Source organism: Streptomyces sp. NPDC038707, assembly GCF_040636485.1.
In the GTDB taxonomy this organism is placed as follows: domain Bacteria; phylum Actinomycetota; class Actinomycetes; order Streptomycetales; family Streptomycetaceae; genus Streptomyces.
In genome coordinates, this window is record NZ_JBEZUP010000009.1 from 1 (window position 1) to 19,884 (window position 19,884).

At 72.8% G+C, this 19,884-nt stretch carries 23 protein-coding genes, 1 tRNA gene and 1 pseudogene; 12 read left to right on the forward strand and 13 right to left on the reverse strand.

From position 1 onward, the window contains the following. Positions 1-90 (forward strand): annotated as a pseudogene (locus tag AB0E62_RS14460) (lytic transglycosylase domain-containing protein); the annotation flags it as partial. Positions 91-238: 148 nt separating this feature from the next. Beyond that, positions 239-907 carry a YoaK family protein gene (locus AB0E62_RS14465; RefSeq protein ID WP_362192818.1) on the forward strand — a complete coding sequence of 223 codons (669 nt, stop codon included), beginning with the start codon at positions 239-241 and terminating at the stop codon, positions 905-907. Between the two features lie 41 nt (positions 908-948). Here AB0E62_RS14465 and AB0E62_RS14470 read toward each other — a convergent pair whose 3' ends face one another. After that, on the reverse strand, positions 949-1,215 hold the full coding sequence (locus AB0E62_RS14470) for a DUF397 domain-containing protein (RefSeq protein WP_362192265.1): 267 nt from the start codon (positions 1,213-1,215) through the stop codon (positions 949-951). Then, a complete protein-coding gene (locus tag AB0E62_RS14475; RefSeq protein WP_362192267.1) occupies positions 1,196-2,023 on the reverse strand; it encodes a helix-turn-helix transcriptional regulator in 828 nt (275 codons plus the stop codon). The genes AB0E62_RS14470 and AB0E62_RS14475 overlap by 20 nt, the downstream gene beginning before the upstream one ends. A 128-nt stretch (positions 2,024-2,151) precedes the next feature. Here AB0E62_RS14475 and AB0E62_RS14480 point away from each other — a divergent pair, with 128 nt between their 5' ends. Next, the gene (locus AB0E62_RS14480) at positions 2,152-2,544 is read left to right on the forward strand and encodes an ATP-binding protein (RefSeq protein WP_362192269.1); all 393 of its coding nucleotides are present in this window, start codon (positions 2,152-2,154) and stop codon (positions 2,542-2,544) included. On the opposite strand, the gene AB0E62_RS14485 is transcribed toward AB0E62_RS14480, so the two are convergent. Beyond that, a complete protein-coding gene (locus tag AB0E62_RS14485) occupies positions 2,534-2,854 on the reverse strand; it encodes a hypothetical protein (RefSeq protein ID WP_362192271.1) in 321 nt (106 codons plus the stop codon). The genes AB0E62_RS14480 and AB0E62_RS14485 overlap by 11 nt on opposite strands. A 442-nt stretch (positions 2,855-3,296) precedes the next feature. On the opposite strand from AB0E62_RS14485, the gene proP reads away from it, so the two are divergent. Both proP and AB0E62_RS14495 read left to right on the forward strand, forming a co-directional pair. After that, the gene (gene proP, locus AB0E62_RS14490) at positions 3,297-4,667 is read left to right on the forward strand and encodes a glycine betaine/L-proline transporter ProP (RefSeq protein WP_362192272.1); all 1,371 of its coding nucleotides are present in this window, start codon (positions 3,297-3,299) and stop codon (positions 4,665-4,667) included. Positions 4,668-4,842: 175 nt separating this feature from the next. Further along, positions 4,843-5,514 (forward strand): O-methyltransferase, encoded by a 672-nt coding sequence (locus AB0E62_RS14495; RefSeq protein WP_362192274.1) that lies wholly within the window; start codon positions 4,843-4,845, stop codon positions 5,512-5,514. Positions 5,515-5,902: 388 nt separating this feature from the next. On the opposite strand, the gene AB0E62_RS14500 is transcribed toward AB0E62_RS14495, so the two are convergent. Further along, positions 5,903-6,295 (reverse strand): hypothetical protein, encoded by a 393-nt coding sequence (locus AB0E62_RS14500; protein ID WP_362192276.1) that lies wholly within the window; start codon positions 6,293-6,295, stop codon positions 5,903-5,905. Positions 6,296-6,409: 114 nt separating this feature from the next. Between AB0E62_RS14500 and AB0E62_RS14505 the strand changes: the two genes are divergently transcribed. Then, positions 6,410-6,868: a DUF1992 domain-containing protein gene (locus tag AB0E62_RS14505; RefSeq protein ID WP_362192278.1), complete on the forward strand. Its 459-nt coding sequence runs from the start codon at positions 6,410-6,412 to the stop codon at positions 6,866-6,868. Here the strand turns inward: AB0E62_RS14505 and AB0E62_RS14510 are convergent. Both AB0E62_RS14510 and AB0E62_RS14515 read right to left on the reverse strand, forming a co-directional pair. Beyond that, positions 6,854-7,870, reverse strand: a complete 1,017-nt coding sequence (locus AB0E62_RS14510) for a hypothetical protein (RefSeq protein WP_362192280.1) — start codon at positions 7,868-7,870, stop codon at positions 6,854-6,856. The genes AB0E62_RS14505 and AB0E62_RS14510 overlap by 15 nt on opposite strands. Positions 7,871-7,875: 5 nt before the next feature. Further along, the gene (locus tag AB0E62_RS14515; protein WP_362192281.1) at positions 7,876-8,532 is read right to left on the reverse strand and encodes a hypothetical protein; all 657 of its coding nucleotides are present in this window, start codon (positions 8,530-8,532) and stop codon (positions 7,876-7,878) included. Positions 8,533-8,641: 109 nt separating this feature from the next. Between AB0E62_RS14515 and AB0E62_RS14520 the strand changes: the two genes are divergently transcribed. Next, a complete protein-coding gene (locus tag AB0E62_RS14520; RefSeq protein ID WP_362192283.1) occupies positions 8,642-9,175 on the forward strand; it encodes a GNAT family N-acetyltransferase in 534 nt (177 codons plus the stop codon). Here AB0E62_RS14520 and AB0E62_RS14525 read toward each other — a convergent pair. Continuing rightward, on the reverse strand, positions 9,168-11,246 hold the full coding sequence (locus tag AB0E62_RS14525) for an MDR family MFS transporter (protein ID WP_362192285.1): 2,079 nt from the start codon (positions 11,244-11,246) through the stop codon (positions 9,168-9,170). The genes AB0E62_RS14520 and AB0E62_RS14525 overlap by 8 nt on opposite strands. Positions 11,247-11,340: 94 nt before the next feature. On the opposite strand from AB0E62_RS14525, the gene AB0E62_RS14530 reads away from it, so the two are divergent. Beyond that, positions 11,341-12,213 (forward strand): peptidoglycan-binding domain-containing protein, encoded by an 873-nt coding sequence (locus AB0E62_RS14530; protein ID WP_362192287.1) that lies wholly within the window; start codon positions 11,341-11,343, stop codon positions 12,211-12,213. Positions 12,214-12,360: 147 nt separating this feature from the next. Here AB0E62_RS14530 and AB0E62_RS14535 read toward each other — a convergent pair whose 3' ends face one another. Both AB0E62_RS14535 and AB0E62_RS14540 read right to left on the reverse strand, forming a co-directional pair. After that, complete coding sequence (locus AB0E62_RS14535) at positions 12,361-13,029, reverse strand: HAD family hydrolase (protein ID WP_362192289.1); 669 nt, start codon at positions 13,027-13,029, stop codon at positions 12,361-12,363. Positions 13,030-13,211: 182 nt separating this feature from the next. Further along, positions 13,212-13,793, reverse strand: a complete 582-nt coding sequence (locus AB0E62_RS14540) for a TMEM165/GDT1 family protein (RefSeq protein ID WP_362192291.1) — start codon at positions 13,791-13,793, stop codon at positions 13,212-13,214. A gap of 377 nt (positions 13,794-14,170) precedes the next feature. Here AB0E62_RS14540 and AB0E62_RS14545 point away from each other — a divergent pair, with 377 nt between their 5' ends. Then, the gene (locus AB0E62_RS14545; RefSeq protein WP_362192293.1) at positions 14,171-14,815 is read left to right on the forward strand and encodes an HNH endonuclease family protein; all 645 of its coding nucleotides are present in this window, start codon (positions 14,171-14,173) and stop codon (positions 14,813-14,815) included. 38 nt (positions 14,816-14,853) lie between these two features. Here the strand turns inward: AB0E62_RS14545 and AB0E62_RS14550 are convergent, their stop codons facing one another. The 3 genes from AB0E62_RS14550 to AB0E62_RS14560 all read right to left on the reverse strand — a co-directional run bounded on the left by AB0E62_RS14550 (position 14,854) and on the right by AB0E62_RS14560 (position 16,524). Beyond that, positions 14,854-15,465, reverse strand: a complete 612-nt coding sequence (locus AB0E62_RS14550; RefSeq protein ID WP_362192295.1) for a VTT domain-containing protein — start codon at positions 15,463-15,465, stop codon at positions 14,854-14,856. 200 nt (positions 15,466-15,665) lie between these two features. Then, positions 15,666-16,121 carry a DoxX family protein gene (locus AB0E62_RS14555; RefSeq protein WP_362192296.1) on the reverse strand — a complete coding sequence of 152 codons (456 nt, stop codon included), beginning with the start codon at positions 16,119-16,121 and terminating at the stop codon, positions 15,666-15,668. A 178-nt stretch (positions 16,122-16,299) separates the two neighbouring features. After that, a complete protein-coding gene (locus AB0E62_RS14560; RefSeq protein ID WP_362192298.1) occupies positions 16,300-16,524 on the reverse strand; it encodes a DUF2277 domain-containing protein in 225 nt (74 codons plus the stop codon). Between the two features lie 93 nt (positions 16,525-16,617). Here AB0E62_RS14560 and AB0E62_RS14565 point away from each other — a divergent pair, with 93 nt between their 5' ends. Next, positions 16,618-17,517 carry a 2-dehydropantoate 2-reductase gene (locus AB0E62_RS14565; RefSeq protein ID WP_362192300.1) on the forward strand — a complete coding sequence of 300 codons (900 nt, stop codon included), beginning with the start codon at positions 16,618-16,620 and terminating at the stop codon, positions 17,515-17,517. 133 nt (positions 17,518-17,650) lie between these two features. Then, positions 17,651-17,989 (forward strand): hypothetical protein, encoded by a 339-nt coding sequence (locus AB0E62_RS14570; protein WP_362192302.1) that lies wholly within the window; start codon positions 17,651-17,653, stop codon positions 17,987-17,989. A gap of 76 nt (positions 17,990-18,065) precedes the next feature. Here the strand turns inward: AB0E62_RS14570 and AB0E62_RS14575 are convergent. Next, positions 18,066-18,137, reverse strand: a tRNA-Val gene (locus AB0E62_RS14575). Positions 18,138-18,290: 153 nt separating this feature from the next. On the opposite strand from AB0E62_RS14575, the gene AB0E62_RS14580 reads away from it, so the two are divergent. Then, entirely contained in the window at positions 18,291-19,685 is a 1,395-nt protein-coding gene (locus tag AB0E62_RS14580; RefSeq protein WP_362192304.1) for a hypothetical protein, read from the forward strand. The last annotated feature ends 199 nt before the right edge of the window (positions 19,686-19,884 follow it).

A 19,884-nucleotide genomic window follows, 5' to 3' on the forward strand; every position in this document is an offset into this window, starting at 1 on the left:
CAGATCAAGTGGGGCCTGGACTACATGAACTCCCGCTACGGCAGCCCCGCCAAGGCCTGGAACTTCTGGCAGGCCAACGGCTGGTACTGAGCCGAACAGCACCCCACAGCGCTTCCGCACCCCCGCCCACCCGGCGGGGGTGCGCGCGTATATACGGACAGAGCCGTTCGGGCTGCTTCCCCCGGCTCCCCGCGTGTCCCGCCCCCTCCCCGCACCCCCTGCCCGCAGGCTGCTGCGCATGCTGCCGGACCCCGAGACGCGCGGGCTGCGGCTGGTGGCCGTACTGCTCACCCTCACCGTGGTCAGCGGGATGATCGACGCCGTCAGCTATCTGGGGCTGGGCCGAGTCTTCACCGCCAACATGACCGGCAACGTCGTCGTCCTCGGCTTCGCCGCCGCAGGTGCCCCCGGCTTCTCGGTGCCCCATACGAGCGTGTCCCTGTGCTGCTTCCTGCTGGGCGCGGTGACCGGCGGCCGGGTGGGTGCCCGGCACACCCAGGGTTCCCGTCGTCGCCGGGCCCGGCTCGCCCTGGCGGCGGAGGCGGTGCTGGTCGGCGCCTCGGCGGCCGTCGCCTTCGCCTGGCCGGACCCGGGGACGACCCGGTACGCGCTGATCGCGCTCACCGCCTACGCGATGGGCCTGCGCAACGCGACCGTCCGCAAGCTGGGCGTACCGGACCTCACCACCACCGTGCTGACGATGACCTTGACCGCCCTCGCCTCCGAGTCCCGGCTCGGCGACGGCACCGGCCACCGCTCCCCGCGCCGTACGGCCGCCGTTCTCGCGATGGCCGGCGGTGCCTGCCTGGGCGCCTGGCTGGTCCTGAGCTACGGCCTGGCCCTCCCGCTGCTGATCGCCGCGCTCGCCTCGGCCGTGCTGGCGGTGGTGGCCTCGGGCAGGGAGTGAGGCGCACCACGCGTCGGCACGTCAGCCGGGCATCGCGCCGGCTAGCACGCGGTGGCTGTAACCGACGCCCAGGAGATGAAGCTGCCGAAGGCGGCGGGGCCGACGTTCAGCACGGGCCCCGCCGGGTTCTTCGAGTCACGGATGGCGACGGTGGTGGCGCAGGGAGGTTCGGCGACCTCCAGGCAATCACCGCCCTGGTCACCGCTGTACGAGGACTTACGCCAGGCCAGGTCCCCGATGGGAGCGCACTCGACGCAATTGCCGCCTTGGTCGCTGCTGTACGACGACCTACGCCACTTGCTCTCCATAGCGGTCCTCCATGACGCCCCGGATCAACTCCGCCGACTTCTTGATCGAGAGCGCGGCGGCCTGGAGGTGATCGTAACGGAGCGAGCAGTCCCTGACGGTGTCCGGGTTCGCAGTCGGATGCCCGCTGCTGTAGCCCTCCGTATAGACGATGCTCGGATCGCTGGTGAAGCGATAGACGTTGAACGAGCCTTGCAGGCCCGGGTGTTCCCCGGCCGAGTACGGCAGGATCTGCACGTTGATCCTCGGGTCATTCTCGAACGTCAATAGGTGGCTCAGTTGCTCGCGCATGACCTCACGGCCACCGATCTCCTGATGCAGCGCGGCCTCGCTGAGGATCATCCAGAAGACCGGCGGGTTCTCCTTCTCGAAGACGCGCTGACGGGCGAGTCGAGCGGTGGTCCGGTCCCCGAGCTTGTCCTGGTTCAGCACGCCGAGTACGGCGCGTGCGTAGGACGGAGTCTGAAGCAGGCCGTGGACGATGTGGGTCTGAAAGGCGCAGATCTCCACCGCCCGCGCTTCCAACTCCGCCGCCTCCTGAAACCACGGCGGAAGTTGACTGCGCAGCACCAGCTGAACCAGCCGGGTAAGCGCACCCCCCGTCCCCAACGCCGCGTCCACCCGCTGGCTGAACTCCAGCGTGGGGACCTTTCTCGCCGTCTCGACCTGACCGATAAGCGACCCGGTGTAGTTGGTGATCTGCCCCAACTCCCGCTGCGTGAGGCCCGCCGCCTCCCGGTACCGCCGTAGCTCGAAGCCGTAGTAGTGGAGCGGAGACGCGCCCGCGTCGAGGGTGCTGATGTTGGCCACGGTGGGACCCCTCTCACGCAACAGAGTCCACGCGGGGACTCGTTGTGTTCTTCCTGTAGCCGAGCGTAGTGAGAACAGGTCAGTCTCGTACCGTGAACCTGAATTTTCCCCACATTCCCCAGTACCGCATGGAAATCACGGTCGGCGAGCACTCGGTGCGCCACATCCGCCGGATCGTCCGCTCGCTGCTGCGCGAGTGGGAGCTGGAGCCGCTGACGTTCGCCGTGGAGCTGGGCGTCAGCGAGCTGGTCACCAACGTCGTACGGCATGTGCCCGACCGCCGCTGCCGGGTGGTCGTGGCCCGGCAGGCGGCGGGGGTCCGCGCCGAGGTGAGCGACGGCTTCGCCGCGCTGCCCCGGATGGAGACCGAGGTGGACACGGAGTCGGAGGGCGGGCGGGGCCTGGCCCTGCTGGACGCCGTGGTGGACAAGTGGGGGGTGTCACCGGGCGCCGGAGGAAAGACGGTGTGGTTCGAGTGCCACGGCGTCCCCACCGCGCCCGGTGGCGAACTCAGCCGATGACCCGTACGGACAGGGGGATCTGGTTGACCACCGTCCGGCCGGGGGCCAGCGTGCTGGTGAAGTTGGTGCAGTTCGCACCGAAGAAGTAAGCCAGCGTCTTGTTCGTCTCGTTGACGAGCGTCCGCGCGCGGGTCTGGAGGTTGATGCAGACGTCGTCCGGCGGGTTGAGGATCTGGAACTCCTGTCCGGCGTTGCTGATGTACCGGATCCTCCCGGTGGCGGCCTGTGCGTCGGGGGTGAGGCCGACGGCCAGGAGGGCGGCCGTACCGACCGCCAGGGCGACTCTGGCGGCATGCGCGATGCGGATCATGAGTGGTGTCCCCTTTCCCGTTCAAGCCCTCGTAAAGGGAAATCCCATCGATCAGGGGGATTAAAGGGGATGATCATGATTTACCACCTGGACAGGCGATAGTTCATGTAATCAGAGTCCGCCTCACCCGGACCGGAGTCCTCTCCGTGGCCGGAACCGGCACCCTCCCGCCGTCCGTCACCTGAAGTCGGTACGGCACCCGGCCGAGTGGCCTCGGTTGCAGGTCAGGGGCGCGATAAGGATCACATCGGGCGCCAGGAATGATCTTGGCCGAGCGGGCAGACGTACCTGCGTACCCGCGGTTTCACTGCACTGTGCATCTAAATGCATACAGCACGTAATGCGCAGAAGCCGCCTATGGTCGATTTTCGGCCCCACGCACGTCATCGTTGCCGTCGGCGGGCCGGACCCTGTCCCCGTCGAAAGGTAGGCGAGCCCCGTTTTGGCGACCGCCACTGCCGTCACCCCGCGTCCGACGACCCGCCGGGCCGCCAAGGCCCGCAATGTCACCGTCACCGATCCCGCCCTGGTCAGGCGCGCCGTCAAGGCGGCAGCGCTCGGCAACGCCATGGAATGGTTCGACTTCGGTGTCTACAGCTACATCGCGGTCACCCTGGGCAAGGTCTTCTTCCCGTCCGGCAACCCCACCGCGCAGTTGCTGTCCACCTTCGGTGCCTTCGCGGCGGCCTTCCTGGTCCGGCCGCTGGGCGGCATGGTCTTCGGGCCGCTGGGCGACCGCATCGGCCGCCAGAAGGTCCTCGCCCTCACGATGATCATGATGGCGGCGGGCACGTTCGCCATCGGCCTGATCCCGTCGTACTCGGTGATCGGCGTCGGCGCGCCGCTCCTGCTGCTGGCCGCCCGGCTGGTGCAGGGCTTCTCCACCGGCGGCGAGTACGCGGGCGCGTCCACCTTCATCGCCGAGTACGCCCCCGACAAGAAGCGCGGCTTCTTCGGCAGCTGGCTGGAGTTCGGCACCCTCGCCGGCTACATCGGCGGCGCGGGCCTGGTCACCCTGATGACCGCCCTGCTGTCCTCCGACGACCTGCTGTCCTGGGGCTGGCGCATCCCGTTCCTGATCGCGGGCCCGATGGGCATCATCGGCCTGTACCTGCGGATGCGGCTGGAGGAGACCCCGGCGTTCGCCGCGCAGCTGGAGAAGGCCGAGGCCCGGCCCAAGGTGCCGCTGCGCGACATGGTCGCGGGCCAGTGGAAGGCGCTGCTGATCTGCATGGGCCTGGTGCTGGTCTTCAACGTCACCGACTACATGCTGCTGTCGTACATGCCGAGCTACCTCACCAGTGAGCTGAAGTACGACGAGACCCACGGCCTGCTGGTCGTGCTCGGCGTGATGGCCCTGATGATGATCGTCCAGCCGTTCGCCGGTGCGCTCACCGACCGGATCGGCCGCCGCCCGGTGATCGCCGCGGGCTGCGCGGGCTTCCTGCTGCTGTCCGTCCCGGCCCTGCTGCTGATCCGCCAGGGCAGCCTGCTCGCGGTCGCCCTCGGCATGGCCGCGCTGGGCCTGCTGCTGGTGTGCTTCACCGCCGCCATGCCGGCCGCGCTGCCCGCGCTGTTCCCGACCCGGGTCCGCTACGGCTCCCTGTCCATCGGCTTCAACGTCTCCGTGTCCCTGTTCGGCGGTACGACCCCGCTCGTCGTGACCGCGCTGATCGGGGCCACCGGGAACATGATGATGCCCGCGTACTACATGATGGCCGCCGCCGTCGTGGGCGGGTTCGCCGTCTGGCGCATGTCCGAGTCGGCGGGCCGCCCGCTGCCGGGCTCCGCGCCGTCGGTCGAGGGCAGCTGACCGCTCCCGCGCGCCTTCAGGGGCCCGCGGCCGGATTCCTCCGGCCGCGGGCCCCTGCCGTGTCCGCGGGCCGTCGGTTCCCGGCCGGCTGCCCCATTCGCGTCCGTCTGCTGGGATCATCGGACGTGCAGGGCGGAACAGCCTCCGGAAGACACTCGGGAAAGGCAGCAGCGCTATGAGCGGGTCGCAGCTCTGGGTCGACGTCGACGACTACTTCACCAGCCATCTCTCACCGGACGACGAGGCGCTGCGGGCGGCCCTGCGGGACAGCGAGACCGCCGGGCTGCCCACGATCGCGGTCACGGCCGCGCAGGGCAAACTCCTCCAGCTGCTCGCCCTGACACAGGGCGCCCGGCACGTGCTGGAGATCGGCACGCTCGGCGGGTACAGCACGATCTGGCTGGGCCGCGCCCTGCCGGAGGACGGCCGGCTGATCACGCTGGAGTACAGCGCCAAGCACGCCGACGTGGCCGTCCGCAACATCTCCCGGGCCGGGCTGGAGCGGATCGTGGAAGTGCGGGTGGGCCCGGCCCTGGAGTCGCTGCCCAAGCTCGCCGACGAGAACCCGGCGCCGTTCGACCTGGTCTTCATCGACGCGGACAAGGCGAACAACCGGCACTACGTGGAGTGGGCGCTCAAGCTCACCCGGGCGGGCAGCCTGATCGTCCTGGACAACGTGGTGCGCGGCGGCCGGGTGGCCGACGCGCGCAGCACCGAACCGGACGTGGTCGGCACCCGCGCCGCGCTCGAACTGATCGCCTCGCACCCGCGGCTGTCCGGTACGGCCATCCAGACGGTCGGCCTCAAGGGGTACGACGGCTTCGCGCTGGCGCGGGTACAGGACTGACCGCGAGGGGCCGGCCGGCCTGTTGACCGGGTTCACAGCTGTGCGTTGCCGCGAGTCCAGGGGCTGTCGGGTGCCGGTTGACTCGGTTCACAGGCTGGCGATGGGCGACGCGGTGCAGGGGCTCGGGGGGGCCGCCACGGTTCACAGCCTGGTGAGGGACAACTCGGTTCACGCGCCGTGCCGAAACACCACGGCTCACAGGCCGGGGAGGGGCGCCTCGGTTCACAGGCCCGCGAAGGATGGCTCGGTTCACAGGCCCGCGAAGGATGGCTCGGTTCACAGGCTCGCGCGGGGTGCCGGGCACGAGGCGAACCGCTGTCCATTGACACCGTTCACAGCCGCCGCGTGCAATCCGCTGCTCACAGACTGTTCGCGCGGCGCCGCCGGTTCACACCTCGTGGAAGAACCCCACGTTCACGCTGCGCGAGCCGGAGCGTTCCTGGACGACGATCTCGCCCGACCCGCCGCGCGGCAGCGGCACGGTCGCGCCGTAGCCGACGGCCCGGGCATGCGGGCCGTAGGTGAGCCGGACGTCGGAGGCCGGGTCGGGCCGGGAGCCGCGCACCCAGGTCAGCTGCCAGGTGCCGTCCGGGACACAGCGGAACTCCAGGTGGACGCGGGAGACGAACAGCCAGTCCTCGGGAGTGACCAGCCGGCACACCGCCGCGTCCCGGCCGGCCCGCAGCACGGTGCCGGGCTCGCTGGGCACCTCGGCCAGCGTCATCCCGGCCGTGGCCCCCGCGTCCGCCCCGGAGACGGCGACCATGGTGAGTTCGAGCACGAGCGTTCCCCCCCTGAAACGTCCTGGTGCGGCGGCGGGTCGCGGCGGGCGGGCCGCCGTACCGTCGCCGCATGATAGGCCGCCCGGCACGGTGGCGTCCGGCACAATGGATCCATGACCGAGCGAAAGCCACCGGGCGTTCCGTTCGACTCCTGGGTGGACAAGCAGATCCGTGACGCGCAGGGGCGCGGGGAGTTCGAGGGGCTGCCGGGGGCGGGGGCGCCGCTGCCGGCGGAGGTCGACTCCACCTATGACGAACTGTGGTGGGTCAAGCGGAAGATGGCCCGGGAGGGGCTCGCGTACCTGCCGCCCGCGCTGGCGCTGCGCAAGGAGGCGGAGGACGCGCTCGTGGCGGCGTACGCGGCGCCCTCGGAGCGGATCGTCCGGAAGATCATCGAGGACGTCAACGTCCGGATCCGGGACATGATGTTCAAGCCGCCGCCCGGGCCTCCGCTGGGCAAGAAGCCGTACGACGTCGAGGAGGTCGTACGGGAATGGCGGCAGCGCAGGGCCACCGCCGGTGGCACGGATCCAGCGGGCTCAGCAGGCTCAGCGGAGTCAGCCGTGCAGTAGCCGTTCGGCCAGTTCCCGGTAGTCCCGCAGGGCGAGCCGCAGCTGTTCGGTGTCGGTCTCGGCGCCGGGCCCGTTTTCCTCGGCGCCCTCCCAGGACGTCCGCAGGGTGCGGCGACGCCGTGTCACCGCCTCGCTGAACCGGGCGGCGATCTCCTCCAGTGTCCGGTCGGCCCGTTCGACGGCCCCCTTCGGATGGTCCACGAACCCCACGGCCACCTCGCGTATCCGCCGTTCCCACTCCTCGACTTCCTCCCGCGCGAGCAGGGGGGAGCCTTCTCCGGAGGGGGCGGGCTGTGCGGCGGCGCCGGTGGCTGCTGCCGAGCCGGGTGCGTCGCGGGTCGATGCGCCCGGTGCCGTCGGCCAGGTGTCGCGGCCCGGGGAGTCGGTCGTCGTCGCCTCGCGCTGGGACGCCTCACCGGGCGCCGGCGCGGCCAGGCCGTTGTCGGGCATCCGGTCCTCCTCCGAGATCGCCTCACGCTCCACCCGGTGACTGGCGCCGAATCCCTGGTCGGCACCGGTTCCGAGCCCTTCCGTGCCGGGCCGCGGCCCGGCTCCGGCGCCCATGTCGTCCGTACCCGGCCGCAGGCCCTCCGTACCCGGCCGCAGACCTTCCGTGCCCGGCCGCAGGCCCTCCGTGCCCGCCGGGCCCGGGGGTGGCGGCGGGGTGTCGTCGGGGGTGCGGTCGTCGCCGGTCAGGCCCTCGCGACCGGGGCCGGAGGAACCGGGAGGCCGGCCGCCGGACGGTCCCGTGCCGCCCGTGCGCTCGCCGGAGATCCAGGTCGTGGCCTGCTCGGCCCGGCCCGGTCCGCCCGGGAGGCGTTCCTCGGGACGGAGCCTGCCCGGGGTCCGGTGGTCCGGGCTCGCGCGGCCCGGGGTCCATTCGTCCGTGCCCGGGGTGTCCTGCTGGGTGTCCTGTTCGGGTGTCCATTCCTCGCCCGGGGCCCGGGAGAGGCGTTCGGTGCGATGGCGGTCCTCGCCGGGACCGCTCGTCCTGTCCCGCATGATGCTCAGCTCGCTTTCGGTCGGCTCCGGTGCAGGGCCCACGGCGTGTGGGAGCGGGCGTGGGGGCGGCCGCCGTGGGAAGCCGTGGCCCGGTCCGTGCCCGCGGAGGCCCGGTGCCGGCCGGGCTCGGCGCTGGTCAGGTCGTCGAAGAGGGCGCGCGCGCCGAGCAGTGCCGCGCGCAGTTCCTCGGTGCCGCCGCCCGTGCGGGCCGTCCGGTGCAGGGTGCGGTAGCCGTCGACGTGGTCGGCGTGGTGCACGGACAGCGCGTCGACCTGCTCCTCGTACCGCCCGCCGTCGGGGTAGCCGCGCGCCGCCGCGAGCTGCGCGAGCAGCCGGTCGGCCTCGGCCACGGCCTCCTTCGGCGAGTCCACGAAGCGTTCCTGCACGGCCGTCCACAGCTGCGTGTACCGCTGCCGCTCAGCCCCGTCCAGGGGACGTTCCCTCAGGTCGCCGTGGCGTTCGAGGCGCTCGCCGAGTTCCCGTTCGGCCGCGTGGGTGTCCCCGTCGTGCAGGGCGACGGTTCGCTCGTACTCCGGCCCGAAGCGCCGCTTCAGGCTTGTCCCGCCGCGTCGGCCGCGGCTGCGCCAGGCGACGAGCCCGGCCGCGCCGAGGACCACGACCGCGGCGATCACGATCAGCAGAATGATCAGCCCAGTGGACATGGTTGCCTTCCGACCCCTTCCGATGGGACCGGCTCCGCCGGCCGGTTCATCACCCGGGTGACCCGGAACCCGGTCCACAAACGACGGCCCGCGCCCCACAATGGCCGCCATGACGTGGACGATCACCGCCGAGCCGTACGACTCCCCGGCCGCCGCCGCACTCTGGCGGGCCTACTACACGGAGGTCAGCGACCGCTGGTACCTGCTGCACGAGGGCCGCCGCACCGACCCCGGGGAGCTGGAGCGGGAGATCGCGGCGAACGCGGGCGCGGACCTGGCCCCGCCGACCGGGTGCCTGCTCGTCGGGCGGTACGACGGCACACCGGCCGGCACGGCGGGCGTACGGCTCCTGGACCCGGACACCGCCGAGCTGACCCGGGTGTTCGTGCTGCCGGGCATGCGCGGCCGGAACGGGGCCGCGCTGCTCGTGTCCGCCGCCGAGGTGCGCGCCCGGCTGCTGGGCGCCCGGCGGATCGTCCTGGACACCCGCGGTGACCTGGTCGAGGCCCGCGCCCTGTACGCCCGCCTCGGCTACACGGAGACCGCCCCGCACAACTCCGATCCGTACGCCGAGCACTGGTTCGGCAAGGAGCTGGGGTCGGACCCGCTCCCGGAACCGGAGCCGGCGGACCGGCTCAGCTGACCTGGGCCAGCGTGGTCCCGTTGTGCGGGCGTTCCCGCTCGGCGCCGCAGAGTTCCCCGGTGAGGTCGTGGACCAGGCGGGAGAGGTCGTCCCGGCGGCCGGGGCCCCACCAGTCGCCGAGCAGTTCGGCCAGCGACTCCTCGCGGACCGCGGCGAGCCGTTCGGCGACCTCGCGGCCCGCGTCGGTCAGTACCAGGTCCAGTCCCCGGCGCTCGGCGAGCCGCCGCTCCTCCACCTGGCGGGCGGCGGCCATGACCGCCTGGAGCGGGACCGCGCTGCGCTCGGCCAGCATCCCCGGTTCCACGGAGCCGTAGCGGCGGATGCGCAGCAGCAGCCAGCCCGCGGCGGGCAGCAGGTCGTACCCGGCCCGTTCGATGATCTTCCGGTAGACCTCGCGGCGGCCCTCCCGGGTGCCCAGCACCGACAGGGCCCGGCAGCACTCGTCGTAGGAGGAGCGGTGGACCGGGTTGGGCGGGATCGTCTCGGAGATGTCCGGCGCGGTGACCGAGCCGCGCAGCCGGTCCTCCTTGAGGAACCAGGCCAGCAGGAAGCCGAGGAGGGCGACGGGGGCGGCGTAGAGGAAGACGTCGGTGATGGCGGACGCGTAGGCGTGCAGGGCGGCCTGGCGCGGGGCGGGCGGCAGGGCGGCGATGCCGCGGGGGTCCGACTTCAGCGCGTCGGCGCTCAGGCCGGGCGGCAGCCGTACGCCCCGGAAGGCGGCGGTGAGCTGGTCGCCGAGGCGGCTCGCGAAGACCGTGCCGAAGATGGCCACGCCGAAGGAGGCGCCGATGGAGCGGAAGAAGGTGGCGCCGGAGGTGGCGACGCCCAGGTCCTCGTAGGGGACGGCGTTCTGCACGATGAGCACCAGTACCTGCATGACCAGGCCGAGTCCGAGGCCGAAGACGAAGAAGTAGGCGCTCATGACGGCGGTCCCGCCGTGCTCGTCGAGCCGGGCCAGGAGCAGCAGGCCGAGCGTGGTGACGGCGGTGCCGGCGACCGGGAACACCTTCCAGCGGCCGGTGCGGCTGACGATCTGCCCGGAGACGGTGGACGACAGCAGCAGGCCGAACACCATGGGCAGCATGTGCACGCCGGACAGGGTCGGGGTCACGCCGTGCACGACCTGGAGGAAGGTCGGCAGGTAGGTCATCGCGCCGAACATGGCGAAGCCGACGATGAAGCTGATGGCGGACGCCAGGGTGAAGGTGCGCACCCGGAACAGCTTCAGCGGCAGCACGGGTTCGGCGGCCCGCCGCTCCACGGCGACGAACGCCACGGCGAGGACGACGCCCAGGACGGCGAGCCCGATGATCCGCGCCGAGCCCCAGGCCCAGGTCGTACCGCCGAGCGAGGCGACCAGTACCAGGCAGGTGGCGACGGCGGCGATCAGGAAGGTGCCGAGGTAGTCGATGACGTGGTGGGCGGCGTGGCGCGGCAGGCGCAGCGCGACCGCGATCACGGCGAGGGCCACGATGCCGACGGGCAGGTTGACGTAGAACACCCAGCGCCAGCTGAGGTGCTCGGTGAACAGCCCGCCGAGCAGCGGCCCGAGCACGCTGGTGGCGCCGAAGACGGCACCGAACAGACCCTGGTAGCGCCCGCGTTCGCGCGGGGGGACGAGGTCGCCGACGATCGCCATGGACAGCACCATGAGTCCGCCGCCGCCCAGGCCCTGGAGCGCCCGGAAGGCGATGAGCTGGGGCATGTCCCGGGCCATGCCGCACAGCGCGGAACCGATCAGGAAGATGACGATGGCCGTCTGGAACAGCCGTTTGCGGCCGTACTGGTCGCCGAGCTTGCCCCACAGCGGGGTCGCGGCGGTGGAGGCCAGCAGATAGGCGGTGACGACCCAGGAGAGGTGTTCCAGGCCGCCCAGGTCGCTCACGATGGTCGGCAGCGCGGTCGAGACGATGGTCTGGTCGAGGGCGGCGAGCAGCAGGCCGAGCAGCAGCGCGCCGATCGGGACCAGCACGCTGCCCGGAACGTGCTCGCCGCCGCGGGTGTGCTCGGCCGCCGTGCCGTGCGTGTCCAGGGCCATGGGGACCTCCCGGGGCTCGGGTGCACCTTCCATCGTGATCTGTGTGACCGGTTATGGCCTGTCGAGCCCTGCGGAAACCGCGGTCGTCCGCATACCCTCTGAAGTTCCCGAGGGGAGGGGGACACGCGTGACGGGAGAGCGGGGCACCACGTGCCCGGAGTGCGGGACGCCGAGGGGGCCGGACCACACGCCGGCGTGCGACTGCACCGAGCGCGCGGCCGAGGCACTGCGCGAGGCCCGTACGGCGGAGGCAGCGGCGGCCGAGGACTTCGACCCCCTGCGGATCCGTCCGTACGTCACGGCGACCCCCTCGACGACGGACCGGCCGCCCGCGCACACCGACTTCGCCGAGCCCCCGCTCCCGCCCGCGCCGGCTCCCCGGCCACAGCCGTCCGCCCCCGAGGAGTCCGATGGCGGAAGCGGCCCCCGCTCCCGCCGCACGCTCCTGCTGGCGGGCGCGGGCATCGGCGTCGCACTCCTGGCGGCGACCGCCTTCGCCCTGGTCACCTACCGCACCCCGACCCACGACCGGGCGGCCCAGGAGATCAGGCAGAGCATCCCGGCAGAACCGACACGGGCTCCCGCGCCGGCCCCGTCCCCGCCGCCTCCGGCGGCCCCGCCCGCTCCCCCGCCGTCCCCGACCGCTCCGGCCCCGACGGCGACCACCACGCCCCCGTCCCCCAGGCCGACACCGACACCGACACCGTCCCGCGGCACCCCGTCCCCCACCCCGTCACCGACGGCCACGTCCGCCCCACCGCCCACACCGTCGCCGCCCCTGGTACTCCGGCGCGGCGACACCGGCCCCGAGGTCACGGAACTCCAGCGACGCCTACGCCGGCTGAACCTCTACGGCGACCGCGTCGACGGCACCTACTCCCGCCCCGTGGAAGACGCCGTACGCAACTACCAACTGGCCCGCGGCATCGAGGAAGACCCCCTGGGCGAATACGGCCCGGCAACCCGAAAAAGCCTGGAAAGGGAAACGAGCGACCCCTGAGGCGCCCCGAAAGGGGCGCGGGGAACGGCGCGACAAGCCACCACGAACCGGCAGGCCGTCAAGGGACGCGGGGAACTGCGCGAACAACCACCACGCGCCCGCACCCGAAAGCCGGGCCCGCGCCCCAGCCGACCCGACCCGCCCCGCTCAGCCGATCCGCAGCCGCACCGTCCCGTCGGCCCCCGCCTCCACCCGCACCCGCGTGAGGTCCCGCACCGCCGCGTCCGGCTCATGCACGACCGCCCGCGGCCCGACCCCCACGACCCGCATCCCCGCTGAGCGCCCCGCCGCGATCCCCGCACCGGAGTCCTCGAACACGACGCAGTCGGCCGGATCGATCCCCAGCCCGGCCGCGCCCTTGAGGAACCCCTCGGGGTCGGGCTTGCTCGCGCCGACCGACTCCGCGGTGACCCGGACCGCCGGCATCTCCAGCCCCGCCGCGGCCATGCGCGCGGTCGCCAGCCCGAGGTCGGCGGAGGTCACCAGCGCGTGCGGCAGCCCCGCCAGCGACGCGAGGAACGCCCCGGCGCCGGGCACCTCGACCACGCCCTCGGTGTCGGCGGTCTCCTCCGCGAGCATCCGCGCGTTCTCCGCGTGGTTCTCCTCCATCGGCCGGCCGGGCAGCAGCAGGGCCATGGAGGCGTACCCCTGCCGGCCGTGGACGACCTTCATCACCTCGTCGCCGTCCAGCCCGTGCCGTCCGGCCCAGCGCCGCCAGACGCGGTCGACCACGGCGTCCGAGTTGACGAGGGTGCCGTCCATGTCGAGCAGGAGGGCACGGCAGGTGAGGACGGTGGGCGTGGCGGTGGCCGGCATCGGCAGCTCCAGAAGGGAGGAAGGCCCGTGTCGGGAACGACGGCGGGAGGGACAAGGCGGCCCCGCCCGCCGGTCAGGGGAAACGGGCGGGAGCCACTTTGTTTCTCCACGGTACAAAACGGCTCCGCCTTTCCGCCACCGCCCCCGGCGAGGATTCACCGTCCGTTCGTCCGCCCGGCCGCTCAGCCGGCCACCGCCTCCCACAGGCTCCAGACGCCGAGCGCCAGCATCAGCATGGCCGCGATCTGCGTGATCAGCCGCAGCGGAACCCGCTTCATCAGGGCCTTTCCGCCGACGATGCCGAGCCCGGCGACGGCCCACAGGCCGAGCACCGCGCCGAGACCGACGGAGACCGGGTCGTCGTAGCGGGCGGCGAGGTTGGCGGTCATGATCTGGGTGAGATCGCCGAACTCGGCGACCAGGATGAGCATGAAGCCGGTGCCCGCGACCTTCCAGAAGGACTGGTCGGCGGGCTTCTTGACCTCTTCCTCGTCCTCGCCCTTCTTCAGCAGGAGCATCGCGGCCCCGCCGAGGAAGAGGACGCCGGTGACGGCGTGCACGATCTGCTGCGGCAGCAGGGTGAGCACGCTGCCGGCCGCTACGGCGAGCACGACGTGCAGCAGGAAGGCGGCGGCGACGCCCGCGAAGACGTACGAGGCGCGGTAGCGGGTGCCGAGCACCAGACCGGCGAGCGCGGTCTTGTCCGGCAGTTCGGCGAGGAAGACGACGCCGAAGACGAGCGCCGTCACGGTGATGCTGATCAAGGTTCCTCAATCGGTCGGGCTGCCCCGCCGAGAGTGCGGTACGTCATGCGATGACACCTCGGCACGGCAGCGCACTCGGCGCCCGCGCCGAGGGGCACGGGCGTGCACTGCTTGCCGAAGGTCTCGCTGGCGGCTCCTGCTGGAGGCCGCCTCCGGGCGCCGGCTCAGGCTCGCTGAGCAGTATGTCGACGGTCCGGCGAAGAGCTACTCCCCTTCTGCGCCTCCCATGGTACGGGATGTGAAAGTTTCGTCGTCAACCTTGTTTTGACATGATCACGTCATTACCGTCTTACCCAACGCTCATCCGCCGGCAACCCCTCATCGCGAGCATTCCCTCGCTCGCGCCCAACACCCACAACTCCAAAGGGAGTTCACCCATGTCCACGTTCTACGCGCGTCGACGGACGAGCATCCTGGCCGCCCTCACCGGCCTGATCGCGTCCGTCGCCCTGTTCAACTCGCCGACGGCCTCCGCCGCCCTGCCCACGCCGGTCAGCGCCGCGACCGCACGCGGATACCTCGCCCAGCTCACGGTGGCCACGGAGAACCGCACCGGCTACAGCCGCGACCTCTTCCCGCACTGGATCACCGTCAGCGGCACCTGCAACACCCGCGAGACGGTCCTCAAGCGGGACGGCACGAACGTCGTCACCGACTCCTCCTGTGCCGCGACCAGCGGCAGCTGGTACTCGCCGTACGACGGCGCGACCTGGACCGCCGCGTCCGACCTCGACATCGACCACCTCGTCCCGCTGGCCGAGGCCTGGGACTCCGGCGCGGGCAAGTGGACGACGGCCCAGCGGCAGGCGTTCGCCAACGACCTCACCCGGCCGCAGCTGATCGCCGTGACCGACAACGTCAACCAGGCCAAGGGCGACCAGGACCCGGCCACGTGGGTGCCGTCGCGGTCGGCGTACCTGTGCACCTACGTGCGGGCGTGGGTGCAGGTGAAGTACTACTACGGGCTCTCGGTGGACTCGGCCGAGAAGGGCGCGCTGACGAACTACCTGGCGAGCTGCTGAGCCGCACGGCGGACACGGCCCGCGCCCCTTCGCTCCGCTCAGGGCGCGGGCTTGCGCCTCATGAGGAAACCCGCCGCCGCGCCCGCCCCGAACAGCGCCGCCACCGAGACGCCCGTGGCGAGCCAGGTGGCGCCCAGCCACTGGGCGCCGTAGTAGCCGAGGGCCACGCTGTAGGCGGCCCAGGACAGGCCCGCCAGAGCGGACCAGGGGACGAAGTCGCGGGCGCGGCGGTGGGCGGCGCCGGCGCAGAAGGAGACGACCGAGCGGCCGGCGGGGGCGAAGCGGGCCAGGACGACCAGGGCGCCGCCGCCGCGGGCGAGGGCGTCACCGAGCCGTTCCTGCGCGGAGGTGAGCCGGCGGGAGCGGGCTATCGCCCGGTCCAGCCGCTCGCCGCCGCGCCAGGCGAGGCGGTAGGCCACCAGGTCGCCGAGGACCGAGGCCGTCGCGGCGGACAGGATCAGGGCCAGGATGTCCGGCACCTCGTGCGCGACCTGGCCCGCCGCGCCGGTGCCCGCCGCCGCTGCCGTCCCCGCCGTGATGACCAGCACTCCGCTGGGCAGCACCGGCAGGAACACATCGAGCAGGACGGAGACGGCCACCACGGCGTAGATCCATGGCCCGGCCGCCAGCGACCCCACACTTTCCCACACGACGACTCCCGACATTCCCCCGTTGACGGCTGTACAGCGTACGCGGGTGGTGTGACAGGAGGTTCGCGGGGGGTTCCCGAGTCGATCACGGGTCGTTCACCAGCACCCGTGCCGTTCGCGGGGAGGTGCACCAGCACCCGTGGCCGACGCGGGCGGGCGGCCGGTCACCCGAGGTCACCGGCCGCCCGTGGGGCGTGCGGTCAGACGGCCACCGGCGTCTTCTCGGCCGCCGTGCCGCTCTCCCGCGCCGGGCCCCGGGCGAAGAGGCGATCCAGGGCGAAGGCGCCGGAGCCGGTGAAGACCAGCAGCAGGAACGACCAGCAGAACAGCACGGACAGCTCGCCGCCGTTCTGTATCGGCCACAGCGCGAGCTGCTGGTGGACGTCGAAGTAGGCGTATGCCATCGAGCCGGAGGCGACCAGCGCGGCCCCGCGGGTGCCGAGGCCGAGCAGGACGAGGGCGCCGGCGACGAGCTGGATCAGCGCCGCGTACCAGCCGGGCCAGGTGCCGGCCGCGATGGTGCCGCCGTGGGTGCCGACGGCGCCGCCGAGGACGCCGAACATGGAGGCGGCGCCGTGCACGGCGAAGAGCAGGCCGATGACGACGCGGAAAAGCCCGAGGACATAGGGCTGAGCGGAATTGAGGCGAGCGGACATCTGGGGATGACTCCTCTTCGGTGTTCTGTCGGGCCGGCCGGGGACGTGGCCGGTCGTGGGGAGGGGGAACCGAATCGAGCCAAGGTTAGGGGTACCTAATCAGTACTTGCAAGTTCAACATCTGGCCATCTGTCATGGTCCCAACAGCCCCTCCGGCCCCTCCCGACACCGACCGCACTCACCTGGTCCCCGACCGCCCCCGCACCTCCAGCGAGCCCAGGAGTTCCGCCGTGGCGCGGGCCACGGCGTCCACGGCCGCGTCGAAGGCCTCGCGGTTGTGGGCGGCGGGGGCCCGGAAGCCCGAAACCTTGCGGACGTACTGCAACGCGGCCGCGCGGATGTCGTCGTCCGTGGCCTCACCTGGCAGCACGGGCGGGCGCAGCGTCTTGATGCTCCGGCACATGTCCCCAGTCTCGCGCCGGACGGCGGGCCCTGCGAAGATCGGCGCGAAGGCGGCCACCGACTCCCGGGGCCGACCGTCGAAGGGAACAATTCCATGACGCATCCGCTCACCGTGGCCGTCCTCGGTCCCGGCGGCACCGGCGGCCTGCTCGCCGCCCTGCTGTCGCGTTCCGGACATCACGTCCTCTGTCTGGCCGGTGCGGAAACGGCCGAAAATCTACGTCGCGACGGCATCACCGTCCGCAGTCCGCAGTTCGGTGACTTCACCGCCGCCGTCGACGCGGACACCGAGCTGCGCGTACCGGTGGACGCCTGCCTGGCCACCGTCAAGCACACCGCGCTCGACGCCGCCCTCACCCGGGTCCCGCCCGCCGTGCTCGGCGACGCCCTGCTCGTCCCGCTCCTGAACGGCGTCGAACACCCCGCTCTCCTGCGCGGGCGCTACCGCCCCGACCGGGTCGCCCCGGGGGTGATCCGCGTGGAGTCGACCCGGGTCGCACCGGGCGTGATCGAACACGGCAGCCCGTTCACGGAGATCGACCTGGCCGGGGACCCGGTCCCGCGGGCCCGGCTGGAGGCCCTGGCCGGCGTGCTGACGGAGTGCGGCGCGACCGCGCGGGTGGCCGGCGACGAGACGGCGGCGCTGTGGGCCAAGATGGCCTTCCTGGCCCCGTTCGCCCTGCTCACCACCCGGTACGGCGTCCCGCTCGGCACCGCCCGCACCCAACACCGCGCCGAGCTGGAGGCGCTGGTCGCCGAGACGGCCGCGGTCGGCCGGGCCTGCGGCGCCCCCGCCGATCCGGTGCGGGCCCTCGCCCGGTACGACGCCTTCCCGCCCGCCGCCAGGTCGTCCATGCAGCGCGACGCCGAGGCGGGCCGTCCGCTGGAGCTGGACGCCATCGGCGGCGCCCTGCTGCGGGCGGCCGAGCGGCACGGCGTACCGGTGCCGGTGGCGCGGCGACTGGTGCGGGAGCTGCGCGGGGCGGGATACTGACCGTCGGTCAGTCGAGCTACTGACCGGCGGTCACTCAGGCGTACTGACCGCCGGTCACTCGTACGGCTGAAACCTCACCCGTACCGCCCGTCCAGCCTCGCTTCGGTAATTCGAACAGGCGTAGCATTGCCGCGTGGCTACGACCTATGAATTCCCCAGTGACCTCCTCGCCGGTCAGGAGGAGCTGCATCAGGTCCGGGCCGAGCTGTCGGCCCTGCTCAAGCGGCTGCCCTGGTCGGTCGAGCCGATGGACGGCTTCAGCGACGACAACGGCTGGCGCAAGGTGGAGCGGCCGGCCTCCCCCGGCTGGACGGAGGACGAGCAGGCCCAGGTGGAGAAGTTGCGGCGGCGCGAGCACGAGCTGGCGGTCTTCGTCAGCACCCACCGGTTCTGGACCGACGTCCCGGCGGCGGAGCGGATGGACGCCCGGACCTGCCTGAAGCACGCCCGCGGGGAGCGGGCGGAGGACTGAGGAGCAGGCGGAGGACCAGGGAAGACGCGGGAAAGGGAAACGGCCCCTCGGAGACGTCTCCGAGGGGCCGTGTCTGTGGGCGCGGACGGTTTCGAACCGCCGACATCCTGCTTGTAAGGCAGGCGCTCTACCCCTGAGCTACGCACCCGGACAGGTCGACAGCCTACATGGCCCGGCGGGCCGCACCGCAAACAGCCGGGAACGTCACGCGGCCCCGGGCGAACCGGCCGGCCCGTGTGTTCGTCCTCACCGGGTGGGAGAATGACACCACCCAGGGCGAACCACCACACGGGAGAGGAATGTGACGGCGACACCGGGCACGCCAGCGACACCGCCGTACCCGTCGCCGTCCGCCGCCGGGACCCGGCGTGGCCGCGGTGCCGTCCGGGACACCCTCGCCCTGCTGGGCCTGCCGCTGCTGGCCGCGCCGCTGCTGGCCGCCGCGTTCGCCGGCGGGGGCGCCCGGCGCTGGTTCGGCGGGCGGGCCGAGAACCAGCGCGCCGAGGCCCAGGCCGCCAAGGACGCCGCGGCGACGGCCTTCTACGAACTCGACACCGCCCAGCGGGACCTGCGGATCTCGGTCGAGACCATCGCGGCGGCGGACGACTCCCCCGCCGCCCGCCGCGCCGTCACGGACTTCGCGGCGCTCGGGCACCGCGTCGACGAGGCCAGCCGGCGCTACATCGAGGCCGTCGACGCCCACGACCTGGACCGGGACGGGCTGGAGGCCGGCCCGGCCGCCCGGGCCCGCACCGAGCTGACCGCGGCCCGGGACGAACTGCTGCGGGTACGGCGGGAACTGGACGAGTTCGGCCGCTCGCTCGGGCCGCTGCTGGACAAGGCGGAGACCCGGCTGGCCCGGCTGGCGCCCGCCGTGGAGCGGGCCCGGCAGTCGCTGCTGGCCGCGAGCAACGCCCTGGACGCCGTACGCGCGCGGCGGCTGCGGGCCGACGACCTGGCCGCGCGGCTCGCCGCCCTGGCCCCGGAGCTGACCCGGCTGAACCAGGGCGCCGGGCAGCACGGGGTGGACGCCACGCTGGAGCGGGCCGAGCGGGTGCAGCGGGAGGCCGGCGCGATCCGGGCCGAGGCGGAGCGGCTGCCCGAGCGGGCGGCCGAGACCGAGCACCGGCTGGTGTCCCTGCGCACCCGGGCACAGGCGCTCACCACCCGGGCCGGACAGGTGGAGCCGGTGCTGAGCGAGCTGCGCCGCCGGTTCACCGCCGCCTGCTGGCAGGACCTCCAGCGGGTGCCCGCGCTGGCGGCCGAGAACGTACGGCAGGCCGAGGCGAAGCTGGCGGAGGCCCGCGCGGCGCGGGACGCCCAGCGGTGGGCCGACGCCACCGCGCTGCTGTCGACCGTCCGGGCCCTGCTGAACGCCGCCGACGAGGCGGTGTCGGCCGCCGGCGACCGGCTGGCCCGGCTGAACGCCGTGCAGAAGGACCCGCAGGAGGAGATCGAGCGCACCCGGTTCGCGATCCGGGACGCCCAGCGGCTGGCGATGGCGGGCCGTACGACACCCGATCCGCGGGACGCCGGGCCGCTGGACGAGGCGGTGGCCCGGCTGGCACGGGCGATCACCACGCTGGAGGAGCACCACCCGGACTACTGGCACTTCCTCGGCGAGACGGAAGCGGTACGGCAGAGCGTGGCACGGGTGGTGACCCGCATCCGCGAGGAACGCGGCACCGCCCACTGAGCCGGCCACCGGGCGGGTCACCGACTCCGCCGGGGGCCGCCCACGCACACCGGGCCGCGGCGAACCGCCGCCGCACGACACCGGCGGCCCCCCGCCGCACCGCACTCGCAGACACCACCCGCCACCCGCCACGACCACCCGAACGGCGGCAGCCGACACCGAACCCACGGGGCCGCCCGGAACGGCGGCCGGCACCGAG

What these genes read in the sequence shown, in the direction of transcription:
- AB0E62_RS14465 (WP_362192818.1), top strand. Translation starts at nt 239, where the DNA reads ATGCTGCCGGACCCCGAGACGCGCGGGCTGCGGCTGGTGGCCGTACTG.
- AB0E62_RS14470 (WP_362192265.1), bottom strand. Translation starts at nt 1,215, where the DNA reads ATGGAGAGCAAGTGGCGTAGGTCGTCGTACAGCAGCGACCAAGGCGGC.
- AB0E62_RS14480 (WP_362192269.1), top strand. Translation starts at nt 2,152, where the DNA reads ATGGAAATCACGGTCGGCGAGCACTCGGTGCGCCACATCCGCCGGATC.
- AB0E62_RS14485 (WP_362192271.1), bottom strand. Translation starts at nt 2,854, where the DNA reads ATGATCCGCATCGCGCATGCCGCCAGAGTCGCCCTGGCGGTCGGTACG.
- AB0E62_RS14495 (WP_362192274.1), top strand. Translation starts at nt 4,843, where the DNA reads ATGAGCGGGTCGCAGCTCTGGGTCGACGTCGACGACTACTTCACCAGC.
- AB0E62_RS14505 (WP_362192278.1), top strand. Translation starts at nt 6,410, where the DNA reads ATGACCGAGCGAAAGCCACCGGGCGTTCCGTTCGACTCCTGGGTGGAC.
- AB0E62_RS14510 (WP_362192280.1), bottom strand. Translation starts at nt 7,870, where the DNA reads ATGCGGGACAGGACGAGCGGTCCCGGCGAGGACCGCCATCGCACCGAA.
- AB0E62_RS14515 (WP_362192281.1), bottom strand. Translation starts at nt 8,532, where the DNA reads ATGTCCACTGGGCTGATCATTCTGCTGATCGTGATCGCCGCGGTCGTG.
- AB0E62_RS14520 (WP_362192283.1), top strand. Translation starts at nt 8,642, where the DNA reads ATGACGTGGACGATCACCGCCGAGCCGTACGACTCCCCGGCCGCCGCC.
- AB0E62_RS14525 (WP_362192285.1), bottom strand. Translation starts at nt 11,246, where the DNA reads ATGGAAGGTGCACCCGAGCCCCGGGAGGTCCCCATGGCCCTGGACACG.
- AB0E62_RS14535 (WP_362192289.1), bottom strand. Translation starts at nt 13,029, where the DNA reads ATGCCGGCCACCGCCACGCCCACCGTCCTCACCTGCCGTGCCCTCCTG.
- AB0E62_RS14545 (WP_362192293.1), top strand. Translation starts at nt 14,171, where the DNA reads ATGTCCACGTTCTACGCGCGTCGACGGACGAGCATCCTGGCCGCCCTC.
- AB0E62_RS14555 (WP_362192296.1), bottom strand. Translation starts at nt 16,121, where the DNA reads ATGTCCGCTCGCCTCAATTCCGCTCAGCCCTATGTCCTCGGGCTTTTC.
- AB0E62_RS14560 (WP_362192298.1), bottom strand. Translation starts at nt 16,524, where the DNA reads ATGTGCCGGAGCATCAAGACGCTGCGCCCGCCCGTGCTGCCAGGTGAG.
- AB0E62_RS14565 (WP_362192300.1), top strand. Translation starts at nt 16,618, where the DNA reads ATGACGCATCCGCTCACCGTGGCCGTCCTCGGTCCCGGCGGCACCGGC.